Annotated in this window: 16 protein-coding genes and 3 tRNA genes; 14 read left to right on the top strand and 5 right to left on the bottom strand. The window is 65.9% G+C overall.

The annotated features are described in order from the left end of the window. Positions 1-6: 6 nt before the first annotated feature. From rimP to pnp, 7 genes are all read left to right on the top strand, one after another. Positions 7-441 (top strand): ribosome maturation factor RimP, encoded by a 435-nt coding sequence (rimP, locus tag I8J34_RS05715; RefSeq protein ID WP_214360431.1) that lies wholly within the window; start codon positions 7-9, stop codon positions 439-441. Positions 442-465: 24 nt separating this feature from the next. Further along, the gene (gene nusA, locus I8J34_RS05710) at positions 466-1,938 is read left to right on the top strand and encodes a transcription termination factor NusA (protein ID WP_214360430.1); all 1,473 of its coding nucleotides are present in this window, start codon (positions 466-468) and stop codon (positions 1,936-1,938) included. Positions 1,939-1,952: 14 nt separating this feature from the next. Then, a complete protein-coding gene (gene infB, locus I8J34_RS05705; protein ID WP_214360429.1) occupies positions 1,953-4,769 on the top strand; it encodes a translation initiation factor IF-2 in 2,817 nt (938 codons plus the stop codon). 12 nt (positions 4,770-4,781) lie between these two features. Beyond that, positions 4,782-5,168: a 30S ribosome-binding factor RbfA gene (rbfA, locus tag I8J34_RS05700; RefSeq protein ID WP_214360428.1), complete on the top strand. Its 387-nt coding sequence runs from the start codon at positions 4,782-4,784 to the stop codon at positions 5,166-5,168. Continuing rightward, the gene (truB, locus tag I8J34_RS05695) at positions 5,155-6,063 is read left to right on the top strand and encodes a tRNA pseudouridine(55) synthase TruB (protein ID WP_214360427.1); all 909 of its coding nucleotides are present in this window, start codon (positions 5,155-5,157) and stop codon (positions 6,061-6,063) included. Before rbfA ends, truB begins: the two co-directional genes overlap by 14 nt. A 110-nt stretch (positions 6,064-6,173) precedes the next feature. Further along, positions 6,174-6,443: a 30S ribosomal protein S15 gene (gene rpsO, locus I8J34_RS05690; RefSeq protein ID WP_214360426.1), complete on the top strand. Its 270-nt coding sequence runs from the start codon at positions 6,174-6,176 to the stop codon at positions 6,441-6,443. A gap of 166 nt (positions 6,444-6,609) precedes the next feature. Then, entirely contained in the window at positions 6,610-8,709 is a 2,100-nt protein-coding gene (gene pnp / locus I8J34_RS05685; protein ID WP_214360425.1) for a polyribonucleotide nucleotidyltransferase, read from the top strand. Between the two features lie 89 nt (positions 8,710-8,798). Here the strand turns inward: pnp and dksA are convergent, their stop codons facing one another. Further along, the gene (gene dksA, locus I8J34_RS05680) at positions 8,799-9,224 is read right to left on the bottom strand and encodes an RNA polymerase-binding protein DksA (RefSeq protein WP_214360424.1); all 426 of its coding nucleotides are present in this window, start codon (positions 9,222-9,224) and stop codon (positions 8,799-8,801) included. Positions 9,225-9,365: 141 nt separating this feature from the next. Between dksA and I8J34_RS05675 the strand changes: the two genes are divergently transcribed. From I8J34_RS05675 to I8J34_RS05650, 6 genes are all read left to right on the top strand, one after another. Then, positions 9,366-9,442, top strand: a tRNA-Pro gene (locus I8J34_RS05675). A 26-nt stretch (positions 9,443-9,468) separates the two neighbouring features. Continuing rightward, positions 9,469-9,545 (top strand) — tRNA-Arg (locus tag I8J34_RS05670). A gap of 39 nt (positions 9,546-9,584) precedes the next feature. Further along, positions 9,585-9,660: transfer RNA gene (locus I8J34_RS05665), tRNA-His, on the top strand. Between the two features lie 140 nt (positions 9,661-9,800). After that, on the top strand, positions 9,801-11,207 hold the full coding sequence (locus I8J34_RS05660; RefSeq protein ID WP_214360423.1) for an AAA family ATPase: 1,407 nt from the start codon (positions 9,801-9,803) through the stop codon (positions 11,205-11,207). Beyond that, positions 11,195-12,784: a VWA domain-containing protein gene (locus I8J34_RS05655; RefSeq protein WP_214360422.1), complete on the top strand. Its 1,590-nt coding sequence runs from the start codon at positions 11,195-11,197 to the stop codon at positions 12,782-12,784. Before I8J34_RS05660 ends, I8J34_RS05655 begins: the two co-directional genes overlap by 13 nt. After that, positions 12,781-13,614 (top strand): Rossmann-like domain-containing protein, encoded by an 834-nt coding sequence (locus tag I8J34_RS05650; protein ID WP_214360421.1) that lies wholly within the window; start codon positions 12,781-12,783, stop codon positions 13,612-13,614. Before I8J34_RS05655 ends, I8J34_RS05650 begins: the two co-directional genes overlap by 4 nt. Positions 13,615-13,620: 6 nt before the next feature. Here I8J34_RS05650 and I8J34_RS05645 read toward each other — a convergent pair whose 3' ends face one another. From I8J34_RS05645 to I8J34_RS05635, 3 genes are read right to left on the bottom strand one after another with little or no spacing between them, the layout of a single operon-like run. Beyond that, positions 13,621-14,619, bottom strand: a complete 999-nt coding sequence (locus I8J34_RS05645; protein WP_214360420.1) for an acyltransferase family protein — start codon at positions 14,617-14,619, stop codon at positions 13,621-13,623. A gap of 39 nt (positions 14,620-14,658) precedes the next feature. Then, complete coding sequence (locus I8J34_RS05640; RefSeq protein WP_214360419.1) at positions 14,659-15,042, bottom strand: VOC family protein; 384 nt, start codon at positions 15,040-15,042, stop codon at positions 14,659-14,661. 40 nt (positions 15,043-15,082) lie between these two features. Continuing rightward, positions 15,083-15,700 (bottom strand): hypothetical protein, encoded by a 618-nt coding sequence (locus I8J34_RS05635; protein WP_214360418.1) that lies wholly within the window; start codon positions 15,698-15,700, stop codon positions 15,083-15,085. Positions 15,701-15,882: 182 nt separating this feature from the next. Between I8J34_RS05635 and I8J34_RS05630 the strand changes: the two genes are divergently transcribed. After that, positions 15,883-17,022 (top strand): 50S ribosomal protein L11 methyltransferase, encoded by a 1,140-nt coding sequence (locus I8J34_RS05630; RefSeq protein WP_214360417.1) that lies wholly within the window; start codon positions 15,883-15,885, stop codon positions 17,020-17,022. On the opposite strand, the gene I8J34_RS05625 is transcribed toward I8J34_RS05630, so the two are convergent. Next, entirely contained in the window at positions 17,023-17,739 is a 717-nt protein-coding gene (locus I8J34_RS05625; RefSeq protein ID WP_214360416.1) for a response regulator transcription factor, read from the bottom strand. Positions 17,740-17,748: the final 9 nt, after the last annotated feature.

Here is a 17,748-nt window from a genome sequence, read left to right as displayed (position 1 = left end):
GCGAAAATGGATCTGGCTGGCTTGGTCGAACAGGTGGTGACGGGCTTGGGTTTTGAACTCGTGGACATCGAGATGTCGCCACGGGCAAGGCTGCTGCGCGTATTCATCGATGTGCCGCGCGGCATCACGGTGGATGATTGCGCCACCGTCAGCAACCAGCTCACGCGGGTGTTCGAAGTCGAGAATGTCGACTATGACCGCCTGGAAGTATCCTCGCCCGGCCTGGATCGCCCGCTCAAGAAAGCGGCTGATTTCGAGCGCTTTGCCGGCGAAACCATCCAGCTGCGCACGCATCTGCCATTGAACAACGGAAATCAACGCAATTTTTCGGGCGTGCTCAAGGGCTTCGTCGACGGGAAAGTGCTGCTGGCGCAAGATGCTGGCGTGCTGGAAATCCCGCTCGAGGAAGTCGAGAAAGCACGTCTGGTGCCCCAATTTTGAGCTTCGGTCTGGAGGTCTGATTACATGAGCCGCGAAATTCTGCTGCTTGTCGACGCACTGGCGCGTGAAAAGAACGTTTTGAAGGACATCGTGTTCGCCGCGCTTGAGTCGGCGCTGGCCTCTGCCACCAAGAAGCGCATTCACGACGATGCCGACGTGCGCGTCACCATCGACCGCGAGACGGGCGACTACGAGTCCTTCCGTCGCTGGCAGGTGCTGCCCGACGCCGAGGTCGAGAACGATGAGGCCCAGATGGGCCTGATCGATGCGCGTGAAGAGGTGCCGGATATCCAGGTCGGCGAATACATCGAGGAGCCGCTCGAGCCGATCGATTTCGGCCGGATCGGTGCGCAGGCGGCCAAGCAGGTCATCCTGCAGAAGATCCGCGATGCCGAACGCGAGCAGGTGCTCAACGACTTCCTGGAGCGCAAGGAATTCCTGGTCAGTGGCACCATCAAGCGGATGGAGCGCGGCAACGCCATCATCGAAGTGGGGCGCCTCGAGGCGATGCTGCCGCGTGACCAGATGATCCAGAAGGAAAACCTGCGCGTGGGCGACCGCGTCAAGGCCTATCTGCTGCGCATCGATCGCAATGCCCGCGGCCCGCAGCTGATCCTGTCGCGCACGGCACCCGAATTCCTGATGAAGCTGTTTGAACTCGAAGTGCCGGAGATCGAAGACGGCCTGCTCGAGACCAAGGCCTGCGCCCGTGACCCGGGCCTGCGTGCCAAGATCGCCGTGCAGGCGCATGATCCGCGCATCGATCCGATCGGTACCTGCGTCGGCCTGCGCGGTTCGCGCGTGACGGCGGTGCGCAACGAGATCGGCGGCGAGCAGATCGACATCATCGTCTGGTCGGCCGACCCGGCGCAGTTCGTCATCGCGGCGCTGCAGCCGGCCGAGGTGAGTTCGATCGTGGTCGATGAGGAAACCCATTCGATGGATGTGGTGGTCGACGAGAACAATCTGGCGATCGCCATCGGGCGCAGCGGCCAGAACGTCAAGCTGGCCTCTGAGCTGACCGGCTGGTCGATCAACCTGATGAGCGAGGAAGAGTCGGCCCAGCGCGCGGATGTCGAGCGCGGTGGCCTGCGTGCCTTGTTCATGGAGCGGCTCGACGTGGATGAAGAAGTGGCGGACATCCTGATCGACGAAGGCTTTACCTCGCTCGAGGAAATTGCCTACGTGCCGCTGTCCGAAATGCTCGAAATCGAAGCATTCGACGAAGATACGGTCAACGAATTGCGCAACCGTGCGCGCAATGTACTGCTGACCGAAGCGATTGTGACTGAAGAGAAGCTGGAAACCGTTTCCGAAGACCTGATCGGCCTCGATGGCATGGACAAGGAACTGGCGGCGGCTCTGGCGAGCCATGGGGTGCGGAACCGCGATGAATTGGCGGATCTGGCAACCGACGAACTGGTGGAGATGACCGGGATCGATGAGTCCCGTGCGGTTGCGCTGATTACCGTCGCGCGCGCGCACTGGTTCGAGTAAGGCAAGGGGGGAAGATGGAACAAATGACCGTTACACAGTTTGCCGGCGAGCTGAAAATGCCGGCGGCCTTGCTGCTCGAGCAGTTGAAGAAGGCCGGTGTGAGCATCGCCGATGCGAGCGATCGCCTGACGGAACAGGACAAGACCAAGCTGCTGGACTACCTGCGTCGTTCGCATGGCGACGATAAGGCCAAATCCAAGATCACGCTGACCCGCAAGGAAACCAGCGAGATCAAGGCCACCGATTCGACCGGTCGCGCCCGTACGGTGCAGGTCGAGGTGCGCAAGAAGCGCGTCTTCGTCAAGCGGGACGAGTTGCTGGCAGAAGTCGAAGCACGCAAGGACAGCGACGCCGAGAGCGCCGAGGTCGCCGCGCCGGAAGTGCAGGCCGAACCGGTGGTTGAGCCGGTCGTCGCCGAGCCTCAGGTCGAAGTCGCCGAGCCGGTCGCCCAGGAGGCCGTCGAGGCGCCCGTGGCGGCGCCCGAACCGGTCCCAGAGCCCGAAAAGGCTGTCGAGCCCGCCCAGGAAGCCGAGGCCCCGGTCGACGCTGTTGCCGCGTCCGCCGACGAAGCGGCTGAGCGCAGCGATGCCGATACGGCCGAAGCCGGCACCGAGGCCGCACCGGCCGCAACGACCAAGCGACGCGTGCGTCGCGTGCAGATTTCCGAATTGCTGGACCCGGCCGAGATTCAGGCGCGTGAAAACGAAGCGCGCCGTCACTCGGAGCTGGTTGCCCGTCAGGCGGCCGACCGCCAGGCGCGCGAGGAACGCGAGGCGGCAGCACGTGCCGCGGCCGAGCGCGCCAAGCTTGAGGCGGCCGAAGGGGCGAAAGCCAAAGCCAAGGGCGAAGAGGGTGGCCACACCCTGCACAAGCCGCACAAGGATGAGCAGGGCCGCAAGGACGCCGGCACCGGTGACGGTGGCAAGCGCCGTACGCTGAAGACGCGTGGCGCCGATGCGCCGGCCGGCACCAGCAACTGGCGCGGCGGCAAGCGCACCGGCGGCGGTCGCGGCTCGCGCAACCAGCGGGGCGACCAGCAGGTCAGCACGAACTTCAAGGCGCCGGTCGATCCGGTGGTGCATGATGTGCACGTGCCCGAAACCATCACGGTGGCCGAGCTGGCCCACAAGATGTCGATCAAGGCCACCGAAGTGATCAAGGCCCTGATGAAGATGGGTTCGATGGTCACCATCAACCAGGTGCTGGACCAGGAAACGGCGATGATCATCGTCGAAGAAATGGGCCACAAGGCGCATGCCGCCAAGCTGGACGATCCGGACGCCTTCCTCGAAGAGACCGACGAGCACAAGGATGTGCCGCTGGAGCCGCGTGCGCCGGTGGTGACCGTGATGGGCCACGTCGACCACGGCAAAACCTCCTTGCTCGACCGCATCCGTGCCGCCAAAGTGGCCGCCGGCGAAGCGGGCGGTATTACCCAGCACATCGGTGCCTACCACGTTGAAACCGAGCGTGGCATGGTCACTTTCCTCGACACCCCGGGTCACGAGGCCTTTACGGCGATGCGTGCCCGTGGCGCCAAGGCGACCGACATCGTGGTGCTGGTGGTGGCTGCCGACGACGGCGTGATGCCGCAGACCAAGGAAGCCATTCACCATGCGCAGGCCGCCGGCGTGCCGCTGGTGGTGGCGATCAACAAGATCGACAAGCCCGAAGCCAACCCCGAGCGGGTCAAGCAGGAGCTGGTGGCCGAGGGTGTCGTGCCCGAAGAGTACGGCGGCGAGGCGATGTTCGTCTCGGTGTCGGCCAAGACCGGTCAGGGCATCGACGATCTGCTCGAAGCCATCTTGCTGCAGGCCGAGGTGCTCGAACTGAACGCACAGTACGACGCGCCGGCCAAGGGCCTGATCGTCGAAGCGCGCCTGGACAAGGGCCGTGGCGCGGTGGCTTCGCTGCTGGTTCAGTCGGGTACGCTGCGCAAGGGTGACGTGATGCTGGTCGGTGCGACCTTCGGCCGGATCCGCGCCATGCTGGACGAGAACGGCAAGCCGATCGAAGAGGCCGGGCCGTCGATTCCGGTCGAGATTCTCGGTCTGTCGGATGTGCCGGCCGCCGGTGACGAAGCCATCGTGCTGGCCGACGAGCGCAAGGCGCGCGAGATTGCGCTGTTCCGCCAGGGCAAGTTCCGCGATGTCAAGCTGGCCAAGCAGCAGGCTGCCAAGCTTGAGAACATGCTCGAACAGATGGGCGAGAGCGAGGTCAAGACCTTGCCGCTGATCATCAAGGCCGACGTGCAAGGTTCTCAGGAAGCGCTGGTGCATGCCCTCCAGAAGCTGTCGACCGACGAGGTGCGGGTCAAGGTCATTCACGGTGCGGTCGGCGCCATCTCCGAGTCCGACGTGAACCTGGCTCAGGCCTCCGGCGCCGTGATCATCGGCTTCAATACCCGCGCCGATGCCAAGGCACGCGGTCTGGCCGAGAATTTCGGCGTGGATCTGCGTTACTACAACATCATCTACGACGCGGTCGACGAGGTGAAGTCGGCGCTGTCGGGCATGTTGTCGCCCGAGAAGCGCGAAGAAGTCATCGGCATGGTCGAGGTGCGCCAGGTCTTCACCATTTCGAAGATCGGCACCATCGCCGGTTGCTATGTGCTCGAGGGCATCGTCAAGCGCGGCTCCAGGGTGCGGGTGATTCGCGACAACGTGGTGATCCACACCGGCGAGCTCGATTCGCTCAAGCGCTTCAAGGACGACGTCAAGGAAGTCAAGGCAGCCTTCGAATGCGGCCTGTCGCTCAAGAACTTCAATGACATCCAGGAAGGGGATCACCTGGAAGTCTTCGAAGTGCGCGAAGTGGCGCGCTCGCTGTAAGGCGGGGCTGGCATGGCGAAGGACTATTCGCGCGCAACCCGGGTCGGCGAGCAGATGCGTCGCGAGCTGGCCGAGTTGCTGCGCCTGGAAGTGAAGGATCCGCGGATCGGGTTCATCTCGTTGACCGAAGTGGACGTTACGCCCGACTTCGCGCACGCCAAGGTGTACTTCACCTCGATGACCGGCGCAGAAGGGGTTGACGAGATTCTCGCCGGCCTGCGCCGCGCCTCGGGGTTCCTGCGGCGCGAGCTGGGGCGGCGTATCCGCATCCACTCCACGCCGGAGTTGCATTTCATCTACGATGCCTCGGTCGAGCGTGGCGCCCAGCTGTCGGCGCTGATCGACAAGGCGGTGCACGAAGACGAAGCGCGATCCAAGCCGACGGATGAAGAAGACTGAACGGCCGCCGCGCCGGCGCGATCCGGTCGACGGCGTGCTGCTGCTGGATAAACCTCAGGGCATGAGCTCGAACGCCGCCTTGCAGCGTGCGAGAAACGCGCTCGGTGCGGCCAAAGCCGGGCATACCGGCACCTTGGATCCGATGGCGACCGGGCTGTTGCCGCTCGCCTTTGGCGAGTCGACCAAGTTTTCCCAGACCTTGCTCGATGCCGACAAGGGCTACGAAGCTTCCGTCCTGCTCGGTATCACCACCACCTCCGGCGATGCCGATGGCGAGGTCCTCGAACGCAGACCGGCGGCCTTTTCTGCCGATGAAATCCGTGCCGCGGCCGCAGCGTTCGTTGGCGAGATCGAGCAGATGCCGCCGATGTACTCCGCCCTCAAGCACGCAGGAAAGCCCCTGTATGCGTATGCCCGGGAAGGGATCGACATCGAACGCAAGCGTCGGCGTGTGCAGATTCATGCACTCGATTGCGAACCGACCGGGCCCGACAGCTTCGTGATGCGGGTGCGTTGCAGTAAGGGGACGTATATCCGCACGCTGGCTGAAGATATCGGCAATCGGCTCGGTTGCGGTGCCCATCTGACCGCCTTGCGTCGGACGCAGATCGGTCCGTTCTACATCGCTCAGGCGATTTCGCTCGATGCGGTGGAAGCGGCTACGCTGGATGCGGCACGCGCGGCGCTGGCGCCGGTCGATTGCCTGATCGGCGGCTTGCCGGTTCTGCAGCTGGACGACATGCAGTCGCGCCAGTTGTGCCACGGGCAGACGGTGGCGCTCGGGGATGTGCCCGAGGGCAGCTACCGGGTGTATCAGGCAGACCGTTTTCTCGGCCTGGGGCGTGTCGACGATGCAAGTGTATTGTCGTCCAGGCGCCTGGTCGTGACGAGTTGATCGTGCCGCATTGGCGATCAAATAGTACGTAGAAACTTGAACTTACGATGCGGCGTAGTTATAATCCCCGCTTTTCCGAAAACCAGAATTCAACCAAAGAGTAACGTTACATGGCTCTCGATACAGCACAGAAAGCGCAGATTGTTGGTGATTTCCAGCGTGCGCAAGGCGACACCGGGTCTCCTGAAGTCCAGGTGGCACTGCTGACCGCCCGCATCAATGGCCTGACCGGTCACTTCAAGGCCAACGCCAAGGATCACCACTCCCGCCGCGGTCTGCTCAAGATGGTGAGCTTGCGCCGTAAGCTGCTTGACTACCTCAAGCGCACGAATGCCGACGCATACCGCGCCCTGATTGAGCGCCTGGGTCTGCGTAAGTAAGCGGAAGGCCCTTGTGACGACTGCGTCAGCAGCGTCTGCCAGCCGCATCAAAGCCGGTGTGAGCCTTGCGGCCGCGCCGGCTTTTGTCATTGTTCCCGCCGATTTCAATCAACGCGAAAGAAACCCGGCAGTTGTTGCCTGCTGCCCTATTTGAAAGGAAAGTCCCTTGCCTAACGCAATCAAGAAAACCTTCGCGTACGGTGCGCACACCGTTACGCTCGAAACGGGCGAAGTCGCCCGTCAGGCCGGCGGTGCCGTCATCGTCAACATGGACGACACCGTGGTGCTCGCCACCGTCGTCGCCGCCAAGAGTGCACGTCCCGGTCAGGACTTCTTTCCGCTGACCGTCGACTACCAGGAAAAGACCTACTCGGCCGGCAAGATCCCCGGCGGCTTCTTCAAGCGCGAAGGCCGTCCGTCCGAAAAAGAAACCCTGACCTGCCGCCTGATCGATCGCCCGATCCGTCCGCTGTTCCCCGAAGGCTTCTACAACGAAGTCCAGGTCATCCTGACCGTGCTGTCGCTGAACCCCGAAATCGATCCGGACATCCCGGCGATGATCGGCGCATCCGCCGCGCTGGCGATCTCCGGCGTGCCGTTCAACGGCCCGATCGGCGCCTGCCGCGTGGGTTATGTCGGGGGTGAATACGTTCTCAACCCGACCGCGACTCAGCTGGCCGAAAGCGCCCTGAACCTCGTCGTGGCCGGTACGCAGGCCGCGGTGCTGATGGTCGAATCCGAAGCTCAGCAGCTGTCCGAAGAGGTCATGCTCGGCGCCGTGGTGTTCGGTCACGAGCAGATGGCTGCGGCCATCAATGCCATCAACGAGCTGGTCGAAGTCGCCGGCAAGCCCGCCTGGGACTGGCAGCCGCCGCCGGCCAACGAGGCACTGATCGCCCGCCTGAACGAAGCCTTCCAGGCCGAGGTCGAAGCCGCTTTCAACATCACCGACAAGCAAGCCCGCACTGCGCAGATCAACGAAGTGCGCAAGAAGGCCGTGGCCCTGGTGTGCGACGGCAGCGAAGACGCGCCGACCGAAAACGAAGTCAAGGATCTGCTGCACAACATGGAAGCTGCCGTGGTTCGTGGCCGCATCCTGAAGGGCGAGCCGCGGATCGACGGCCGAGACACCCGCACCGTGCGCCCGATCGACATCCGCACCGGCGTGCTGCCGCGTACCCACGGCTCGGCCCTGTTCACCCGCGGGGAAACCCAGGCGCTGGTGGTGGCTACGCTGGGCACCAGCCGCGACGAGCAGATCATCGACGCGCTGGCCGGCGAGTACCGCGACCGCTTCCTGCTGCACTACAACTTCCCGCCGTTCGCCACCGGCGAGACCGGCCGTGTCGGTACGCCGAAGCGCCGCGAAGTCGGCCACGGCCGTCTGGCCAAGCGCGCGCTGGCGGCTGTGCTGCCGAGCGCCGAAGAGTTCGCCTACACCGTGCGTGTGGTCTCGGAAATCACCGAGTCCAACGGCTCCAGCTCGATGGCGTCGGTGTGCGGCGGTTCGCTGGCCATGATGGACGCCGGCGTGCCCCTGAGCGATCACGTGGCGGGTATCGCCATGGGCCTGATCAAGGACGGCAACCGTTTTGCCGTGCTGACCGACATCCTCGGTGACGAAGATCACCTGGGCGACATGGACTTCAAGGTGGCCGGTACCGAAAACGGTGTTACCGCGCTGCAGATGGACATCAAGATCCAGGGCATCACCAAGGAGATCATGCAGGTCGCCCTGGCGCAGGCCAAGGAAGGCCGGATCCACATCCTCGGCCTGATGAAGCAGTCGCTCGACTCGCACCGCGGTGAAGTGTCCGAATTCGCGCCGCGCATGATCACCATGAAGATCAATCCGGAAAAGATCCGCGACGTGATCGGCAAGGGCGGTTCGGTGATCCGTGCGCTGCAGGAAGAGACCGGCACCGTCATCGAGATCCAGGACGACGGCAACATCACCATTTCGTCGGTCAGCGTCGAAGGGGCGAAAGCCGCTCAGGCCAAGATCGAAGCCATCACGGTCGAAGTCGAGGTCGGCAAGGTCTACGAAGGCTCGGTGGTCCGTATTCTGGACTTCGGCGCCATCGTCAACGTGCTGCCGGGCCGCGACGGTCTGCTGCACGTGTCGCAGATCGCCAACGAGCGTGTCGAGAAGGTCACCGACTACGTCAATGAAGGCGATGTGGTGAAAGTCAAAGTGCTGGAAACGGACGACCGTGGTCGCATCCGCCTGAGCATGAAAGCCGTCCAGAACGAAACCGCCGAGTAATCGACGGCTGGACATGAAAAGAGGCACCCGCGGGTGCCTCTTTTTTTACCTCCGCGCCGCCGGAGCGGTGGCTCGGGGAGGCTGGCGGATTATTTCGCCACTTGGCGCTCGCGCATTTCCTCAAGCGTCTTGCAGTCGATGCACATGGTGGCCGTCGGGCGCGCTTCGAGGCGCTTGAGGCCGATCTCGACGCCACAGCTGTCACAGTAGCCGTATTCGCCCGACTCGATGCGGCCGAGGGCTTCGTCGATCTTCTTGATGAGCTTGCGTTCGCGGTCGCGGTTGCGCAATTCCAGCGCGATGTCGGACTCCTGGCTGGCGCGGTCGTTGGGATCGGCAAACACCGTCGCTTCGTCCTGCATGGTGTGAACGGTCCGCTCGATGTCTTCCATCAATTCGGATTTCACAGTACTGAGGATTTCGCGAAAATGCGCCTGCTGTTTCTCGCTCATATATTCTTCGCCCTTGGCGGGAACATAAGGCGGGAACTGTTTGTGCAGCGTGTCGTCAGCCATGCCGTGTTACTCGTGGATGTGTGAAGGCGATTTAATAGCAGAAAGCGGCAGGAGCCGCAAGTGATCCGGTTTTGGGCCGGAAAATGGACGAAAAAATGTGTTTGACGCTGCTTCGGAGTCTGTGTAATATTCGCGCCTTCTCGGGGTGTAGCGCAGTCCGGTAGCGCGCTTGCTTTGGGAGCAAGATGTCGGGGGTTCGAATCCCTCCACCCCGACCATGGCTCACCCCGATTGCCCGGCGACTCTGCCCGTAGCTCAATTGGATAGAGCACCGGCCTTCTAAGCCGGGGGTTGCAGGTTCGATCCCTGCCGGGCAGACCAGGTTTTCGATCGGTGCGAGAGCGCCGATCAATGATAGTGGCGGCATTAGCTCAGTTGGTAGAGCATTGGATTGTGATTCCAAGGGTCACCGGTTCGAGACCGGTATGTCGCCCCAAATTGAAAAGCCCCCGCATTCGCGGGGGCTTTTTTCTTGGCACGCAGGCGCCGGTCGGCATCGGATCGCCCTTCGTGTGCCAGTGATTTGCGTTGCCATGCATCAAGACAGGCCGCCCCGGGCTTGTCTATCATCCGGGCATGAGTTCCCTTCCTGTTCGCCCCTCGCTCGCTGCGCGCCTGCGGCGAATGCTCGAGCGCCTCTCCGACGGCCTGGTCGAGCGTGATGCGCTGGCCCGGCAGGTCTTTCTCGCCGCATTGGCCGGTGAGCATTCGTTGCTGATTGGCCCGCCGGGCACGGCCAAGAGCGCGTTGGCCCGGCGCCTGCATCGGGCGTTTGCCGAAGGGGGGTATTTCGAGCGCCTGCTGACACGTTTTTCGGTGCCGGAGGAGTTGTTCGGCCCCTTGTCGATCAGTGCCTTGGAGCAGGACCGTTACGAGCGGCACACGGCGGGTTTTTTGCCCGAGGCGCACATCGCCTTCATCGATGAAGTGTTCAAGGCCAACAGCGCCATTCTCAATGCCTTGCTGACCTTGCTCAACGAGCGGGAGTTCGACAACGGGGCAGGGCGCATGCGCTGTCCGCTGGTGTCGGTGATCGGTGCGACCAACGCGGTGCCGGACGATGCGGTGGCCGACGCATTCTTCGATCGTTTTCTGATGCGGATCGTCGTTTCCCCGGTCAGCGCGGCCGGCTTCGGGCGGCTGCTCCAGGCCGCGCCCGATGACCAAGGCGCCCCCTTTCCGGAGGCCTTGTTGGCCACCGAACGGCAGGCGCTGGCGCAGGCGGCGCAGGCCGTCACGCTACCGTCCCCGGTCATGGACTGTTTGCGTGATTTGCGCAGCGCGTTGGCACAGATGGAGATCGTTGTCTCCGATCGGCGCTGGGTGAAGATGGTGGCCTTGCTCAAGACGGCCGCGGCCACCGAAGGGCGTAGCGCGGTGTCTTGCTGGGATGTGTCGCTCCTGCCGGTGTGCATCGCAACCGAGGCCGAGGAGCAGGCACAAGTGGCGGCCTGGCTGGCGAGCCGGCTGGGGGTGCGCGAAGCGATCTCGCCGCCGCGGCTGACGCGCATCGTCGAAGCCTTCGAGGCGCAACTGGGCGCCGAACAGAAGGCCAACGATCTGGACTACGACGCTGACGGTCGGCTGCGCTTTTCGGCCGGCGAGCTGGCCCATGAGATCGGCGACGCCAAGGGCGGGGCCGAGGCCTTGCGCATGACCTACCAGCGTCGGCGGCGCTACGGCGCGGCGCACATCGACGCCCGCACCGCCCAGGTCAGCGCCTTGCTTGAGCGCATCGAACGCTACCGACGCGAGGTGCTGGCCCAGATCGACGATCTGACGCAGTACCTTGACCAAAGCCTGTGGATGGCGCCGGATTTCGCCGTGGCCGCGCACACTCATCTACGCGACACCGTGGCCGCAATCGACGCGCTGCGCGAGCGCGCCGTGTCCGCCCGGGAAGGCTTCGTTGCCTTGCCGCGCTTGCCCGAGGGCGCCGGCAGCGTGCCCGAGCCCGTGGCCCACGAGGCATGGCCGGATTGAGCGCGGCCCCCGATCCCGGAACGCCAGCCCGGCCGGTGTTGTTTGGCGCGCTGGAAGCCCGTCTGGCGGCGCTCGACGCGCTGCCGCGCAGTCTGTGGCTGGGCGGGCTGACGCACAGTATCGGTGAGCTCGAATCCCGCCTGAACGCGCTGGCCGTACTGCGCGAACGGCTGTCGCAGGGCGAATGGCCGGCGCCCGGCCAATGGCGCTGGCCTGCCGAGCCTATCGCCGGGGCGCTGGCAAGCGCGTTCGCCAGCCTCGATCTGGCCCGCCACTGCCGGCGGCAGGACGCGCTGGTCGATACCGTGCTGATGAGCCTGTTGTTCCATCTCGACCTGATCGTCGACTATCAGGACCGCGGTGCCAGCGAAGACGAGGCGATCGCGCGGGCGGTGGCGGCCTTTGCGGCCGACTGGCAGGACCGTTGCGGCGTGATGGACGAGCTGGTGGCGGCGCTGGGGCAGGTGCCGTACATCGACGATAACGACCGCTGGGACGCGCTGGCCGGGCTGTTGCGCAGCACCAGCTGGCAGGCGGTGCTCAAGGCGCGCGATGCCATGGCCCGGCTGCCCGAACTGGCCGCCACCCTTCGTGCGCTCGGCCGGGCCCGGCCCGCTTTGGCGCCGGCCATGGTGCCGCAAGGCCAGGCAGAATCCCTCAGTACCGCCGAACTGCAACCGACCGAGGCGCGCAGCGTACGTGTGCCCGATCTGCCGGGCGAGACGCGTGGCATCCAGCGCTCGGCGCGCATCAGCCGCATGCTGCCGGCCGAGGCGGTACTGCTGGGCCATCCGCGGCTGCGGCTGGTCTGGCATGCCCGGCGCGCCGAGCGCACCTTGCTCACCTATGAAGACGACGACCGCCTGACCGACATCCCCCTTGCCCATGTCACACTGCCGCGCCCGGCGCCCGCGCCGGTGCCTGCACCGCACCCCGAGCAGGGACCGATGCTGGTGTGCGTCGATACCTCCGGCTCGATGCAGGGCGGCGCCGAGGCGGTGGCCAAGGCGGTGGTGCTCGAAGCGGCGCGTTGTGCCCATGCCGAGGGGCGCGATTGCCGGGTGTTCGCCTTCGGCGGGCCGGACGAAGTGCTTGAGCTGTCGCTGTCGCCGGATGTGGACGGGGTGCTCCGGCTGACCCATTTCCTCGGTCAGGCCTTCGGCGGCGGCACCGACATCTGCGGCCCGATCGAGCGCTGCCTGGCGGCGATGGCCACCGCGCGCTGGCAGCAGGCCGACCTGCTGCTGGCCACCGACGGCGCCTTCGGCGCCACACCAGCGCTGGCCCGGCAACTGGCCGAGGCCAAACAGGCGACGGGGCTGCGCGTGCAGGGCGTGCTGGTGGGCGACCGCGAGACCATCGGTTTGCTGGAGCTGGCCGATGCCGTGCTCTGGGTGCGCGACTGGCGCCGCTTTGGGGCGTCGGCGGCTGTCTCGCCGGTGCACAGCAAGAGCCTGACGGCAGAGTACTTTCCCGGCGCCTTGCGCAACGAAGCGAACCGCCGCAGCACCGTGTCAGGGCACGATGCCTCTCTGGCGGTGCGTGCCGGCGCCCATCGGCGCAAGGAGTCCCCATGAGTTTCGCCCGCGACTACCTGGCTCAGCTCGAGGCGTTTGCCGCCAAGGGCGCGTTGCCGCGCATTCGGGCGTTGCATCTGCCGCCCATCGAGGCGGCCGGCAGCAAGGAGGGCGAGTTCTGCGCGGTCGAGCTGGAGGGCGGCGCGCTCGGCTTGTCCTATGTGCTGCTCGACGACACGCTGGGCCGCCTGCGCGACGGGCAGGACGCGTCGGGGCTTGCCGGTGTGGCGGCGATGACCGTGGCGCGGGCCTATGTTGAAGGCGTCGGCGTACAGCGAACGCTCGGTTTCGCCGTCGCCAACGCCATCACCCGCCATCTGTTCGACCTGAGCGGCTTCGTGCCGCCGGACAGCGCCGACGCGATCGGTGGATTGGCGCCGACCGCGGGCGAGCGCATCGGCATGATCGGCTTTTTCCGCCCGCTTGCCGAGCGCATCGTGGCCACCGGCGCCGAGCTGGTGGTGGTGGAACTCAACCCCGCCCTGGCCGGGCCGCAGGCGGGCTTTTACGTGACGACCGACGCGGGCGTGCTGCGCGATTGCGACAAGGTCTTGTCCACCAGCACGATCCTGCTCAACGACACGCTCGAGCGCATGCTGTCGCTGTGCGGACGTGCCCGCCGTATCGCCCTGATCGGCCCGAGCGCCGGTTGCCTGCCCGATGCCTTGTTCTCGCGTGGCGTCAGTTCGCTGGGCGGCAGCTGGGTGACCGACCGCGACGGTTTTGTCGATGCCCTGACCCGCGGCGACGGCTGGAGCCGATATGCGCGCAAATGCGCCATTGCGCCGGCTGACTGGCCGGGTTTTGCCAGCCTGTTGGCGCGGCTCTAGCGGCGCTCAGGCCGAACGCAGGCGGGCGCGCACGCGGTTGATCGGATGCTCGATGAGCCGGTTGGCACACAGCCCCATCACGATCACCAGGGGCGTGGCGGCGAACGCCAGGGCCCACTCGCCACGTGCCAGCGGGGTGAGGGCGGCGAGCATGAGTCCGGCCTGGTAGTGCATCAGGTAGATGGGATAGCTCAGATCGCCCAGGCGTTTGTCCAGCGCGCCGCCGATGGGGCCGAGTCGATGGCGCGAGGAGAGATTGACGATCACCAGCGCCATCAACACCAGGTTGGCATAGAAATGCAGGCCCATGATCCGCTCGGTGCCGCCCGTCGCGCCGAAGGCGTAGTTGGCGCACAGCAGCACCAGCAGCACGGTGAGGCTGAGGTCGCCATGCAGCATCGGGTGGCCCAGGCGCTGCTGCTGCTTCAGATGGAAGACGGTGGCGCCTAGCGCGAAGGGCAGCGAGGCCGCGGCCACGGTGAAATAGCGGTAGCTCCAGGAGGCGTCGCCTATTACCAGATAGACGGTGTAGGCCAGGCTGGCGGCCAGCCAGGCCAGGGTGCCGTACCAGTAGCGCGAGGCGCCGAGGCCGATCAGCAGGTAGAAGACGCACTCCACCGTCAGCGCCCAGGCGGGGGCGACCCAGCGGGTGTCGGTATGAATGGAGAGCACCAGCGCGAGGTTGCGTAGCACCTCTTCGACCGAGCGGGGCGCGCCGATGTCGGGATGGAAGTCCCGCACGAAGGCGTCGCCCAGCAGCGCGACCAGCAACACCATGATGGCCACGGCCACGTAGTAGATCGGGAAGATGCGCAACCAGCGGTTGAGCGCGTAGCGCCCGAAGCCGCGCAGCGAGTAGCCGTAGGTCTGGTGCAGGATCATGGTCATCAGGTAGCCGCTCAGCACATAGAAGCCGAACACCGCATAGGGGCCGGTCCAGTGCGCGGCGCCCAGATGTTCGGCCACCACGGCCAGGGCGAGAACGGTGCGAAACAGCCCGAACATCAGCCGATGCGGCGGACCGTAGCGCGGCGCCCGCGACGCTCAGAAGATTTCATTCGACGCCTCGATCAGGTTGCCGTCCGGATCGCGGAAATACACCGAGAGGATCGGCCCGTTGGCGCCGGTGCGCGATACCGGGCCTTCGAGCACGGTCACCCCGCAGGCGGCCAGATGGGTGAGCATGTCGGCCACCGGCGTGGTCGTGATGAAGCACAGGTCGGCGCTGCCGGGCAGGGGCGTGGCGGCATGCGGTTGCAGCTCGGCACCTTGCCGGTGCAGGTTGATTTTCTGCCGGCCGAATTTCAGTGCGATCCGCCCCTCGCCGAACACCACCTTTTCCATACCCAGTACCCGGCAGTAGAAATCGCAGCTGACGTCCGGGTCGGCGACGGTGAGCACAAGATGATCCAGGCGGTCGATAGGCATCGGTAAGGTCTCGTGAAGGTGGCCGGTGCGACGGGCTGTGTCAGCGCCCGTGCAGCAGTGTGCCGATCCAGTGTTCCAGCGGTGCGACGAGGTCCGGCGCGGTGCGGCGGACAAGCACGAAGGCCAGCAGGGCGATGGCGCTCCAGATGGCCAGACGGCCCAGCAAACTGCTGCCGCTGTCGCGCGGCAGGCGCTTGACGCCGGTGGCGAGTGCGGTGGCCTGGCTGTGGTCGGTGACCGCCGCGTGGCGCACGCCGCTTGTCGGGGCTTGGGTCTGTCCGGCGGCGCCGCGCATGAACGCGGCCAGCTTGCCGCTCAGCGTCACCGTGTGATGGCCGGTGTTCAACTGCACCGCGTCCGGCCCGTCGTTTTGTTGCGTGGTCTGCGCCTTGGGCAGCCACAGCAGCGCGCCGCCGAACACCGGATGCATCTGCACCGCATGGCCGTTGACGTATTCGACCACCCGTATGCTGTTGGTGGCCCGCGAACCGTTGATGACGGCATTGCCCCAGCCCGAGCGGCGCAGCTCGGCCCCGGCGTCTGCCGGGATGGTGTCGGTCATGCGTGACAGCCGGCGGATCATCCGGGTGATGACCCGCCAGACCATGAAGACGCCCAGCAAGGCGAAGAGCAGAATGACGGGAAACGAAGCGTGCATGAGAGGTTCCGTAGCGGGCGCGACCCTTGACCAATGCCTTTTTTACCCTACTTGAGCCCAGCCGCCGGGAGCAAGCACCGGCGCGTACAATGGCGCCCGGCCGAGCCTACCTTGAACCGAGACCGATGTGAGCGTGATTGTGCAGATTTTTTCCAGTGTCCTGACGCCTTGCGAGGCGGCGCATGCCTGAGACGAGCGCCGTGATCGAATGGACCGACGCCAGCGGCCGGCATCAGGCGCTGTGGCGTTCCGAGCGCGGCGCGCCGCCGCCCAAGCGGGTGGTGCTTGCCGACGACACGATGAAGGCCGATGCGGCCTGGCGCCTGGCCTGCGAGGGGACGGCGCTGCTGTGGCAGGGCGACTACCACAATGCCCGCCAGCTGCTGCAGGCCATGGGGCGGCGCCAGGCGCGCAGCCGCCGCGCGCCGCAGGCCGACAAATCGATGGCCGAGCGCTTCCACCTGCACCGTCAGGCGCAGGCGCAACAGGCGCGCACGCTGGGCATGCTGCTAGTGCCGGTCGGCGCCGGGCACCGCATCGGCCTGCGCCGCGCGCCCGAGGTGGCCGAGGCCTGCGAAACGGTGTTCGGGCCAGCGGAGGCGGACTATGTGATCTCGCTACGCGAGCTGCTCGGCCTGGTCGGCGCCTGGCAATGGCGGCTCAAGGGGGTCGAGGTGCCGGCGCTGGGCGAGCGCATCACGCCGCACTACGGCGTGTTTTCACCGCTGCGCGGCGAGTATGTCGATCTCGTGGCGCGGGTGCCGCTGCCGGCCAGTTCGCTGGCCTTCGACATCGGCACCGGTTCGGGTGTGCTGGCGGCGGTGCTGGCGCGGCGCGGGGTGGCACAGGTGGTGGCGACTGACCAGGACCCGCGCGCGCTGGCCTGCGCGGCCGAGAACCTGGCCCGGCTCGGCGTGGCCGACCGGGTGTCGCTGGTCGAGGCAGATCTGTTTCCCGAGGGCCGTGCGCCGCTGGTGGTGTGCAATCCGCCCTGGGTGCCGGCACGCCCGGCCGCGCCCATCGAGGCGGCGGTGTACGACCCCGACAGCCGCATGCTGCGCGGCTTTCTGGCCGGGTTGGCCGATCATCTCGCGCCGGGCGGCGAGGGCTGGTTGATTCTCTCGGATCTGGCGGAGCACCTCGGCCTGCGCACGCGCGCGCAATTGCTCGAATGGATCGACGCGGCCGGCCTCGCGGTGCGCGAGCGCCATGAGATCCGCCCGCGCCACGGCAAGGCGCAGGACGCGGACGACCCGCTGCATGCGGCGCGTGTCGCCGAAGTCACTGCGCTGTGGCGGCTGGTGGCCAAGGCGGAGGCGTAGTTACTGCCACTCGACCGTGGCGGCCAGCAGGTAGCCCGCGCCATACACGGTCTTGATCAGCTTGGCGTGCTGCGGGTTTTCGTCGAGCCGGCGGCGCAGGCGGGAGATGCGCAGGTCGATGCTGCGATCGAGCGCGCACACGTCGCGTCCGTCGAGCAGCTGGTCGCGCGAGAGGATCTGGTTGGCGTGTTCGAGCAGCACGGTGAGCAGCTGCGCCTCGGCCACGCTCAGCGTGTCTTCCTTGCCGTCCGGGCTCACCAGCCGGTGCGTGCCGGTGTCGAAGCGCCAGCCGGCGAATAGCGCGCTGCGCGGAACGTGGCCGTTGCCCGGCAGCGGCTCGGGCTGGTAGCGGCGCAGGATGCTGCGCACCCGGGCGATCAGCTCGCGCGGCTCGAAAGGCTTGGTCATGTAATCGTCGGCGCCCAGCTCCAGGCCCATCACCCGGTCGTGGGTGTCGCCGCGGCCGGTGACGATCAGCAAACCGAAGCGGTGGCGGGTGCGCAGTTGCTGCATCACCGCGAGGCCGTCCATGTCGGGCAGGCCGAGGTCGAGAATCGCCACCTGGGGCACCTGTGTGCCGAGTCGGCGCAGAAAGTCGCCGCCGGTGGCGAACAGCTCGCAGCGGAAGTCGAAGCGCCGCAGCGTCGATTCGATGAGGCGGGCGATCTCGGGCTCGTCTTCGACGACATGGATCAGCGGCCGGAGGGCGTGCGACATGCCGATGCT

The sequence above is a fragment of the Denitromonas iodatirespirans genome (genome assembly GCF_018524365.1).
GTDB lineage: Bacteria > Pseudomonadota > Gammaproteobacteria > Burkholderiales > Rhodocyclaceae > Nitrogeniibacter > Nitrogeniibacter iodatirespirans.
This window is presented reverse-complemented; position numbering and strand designations above follow the sequence as displayed.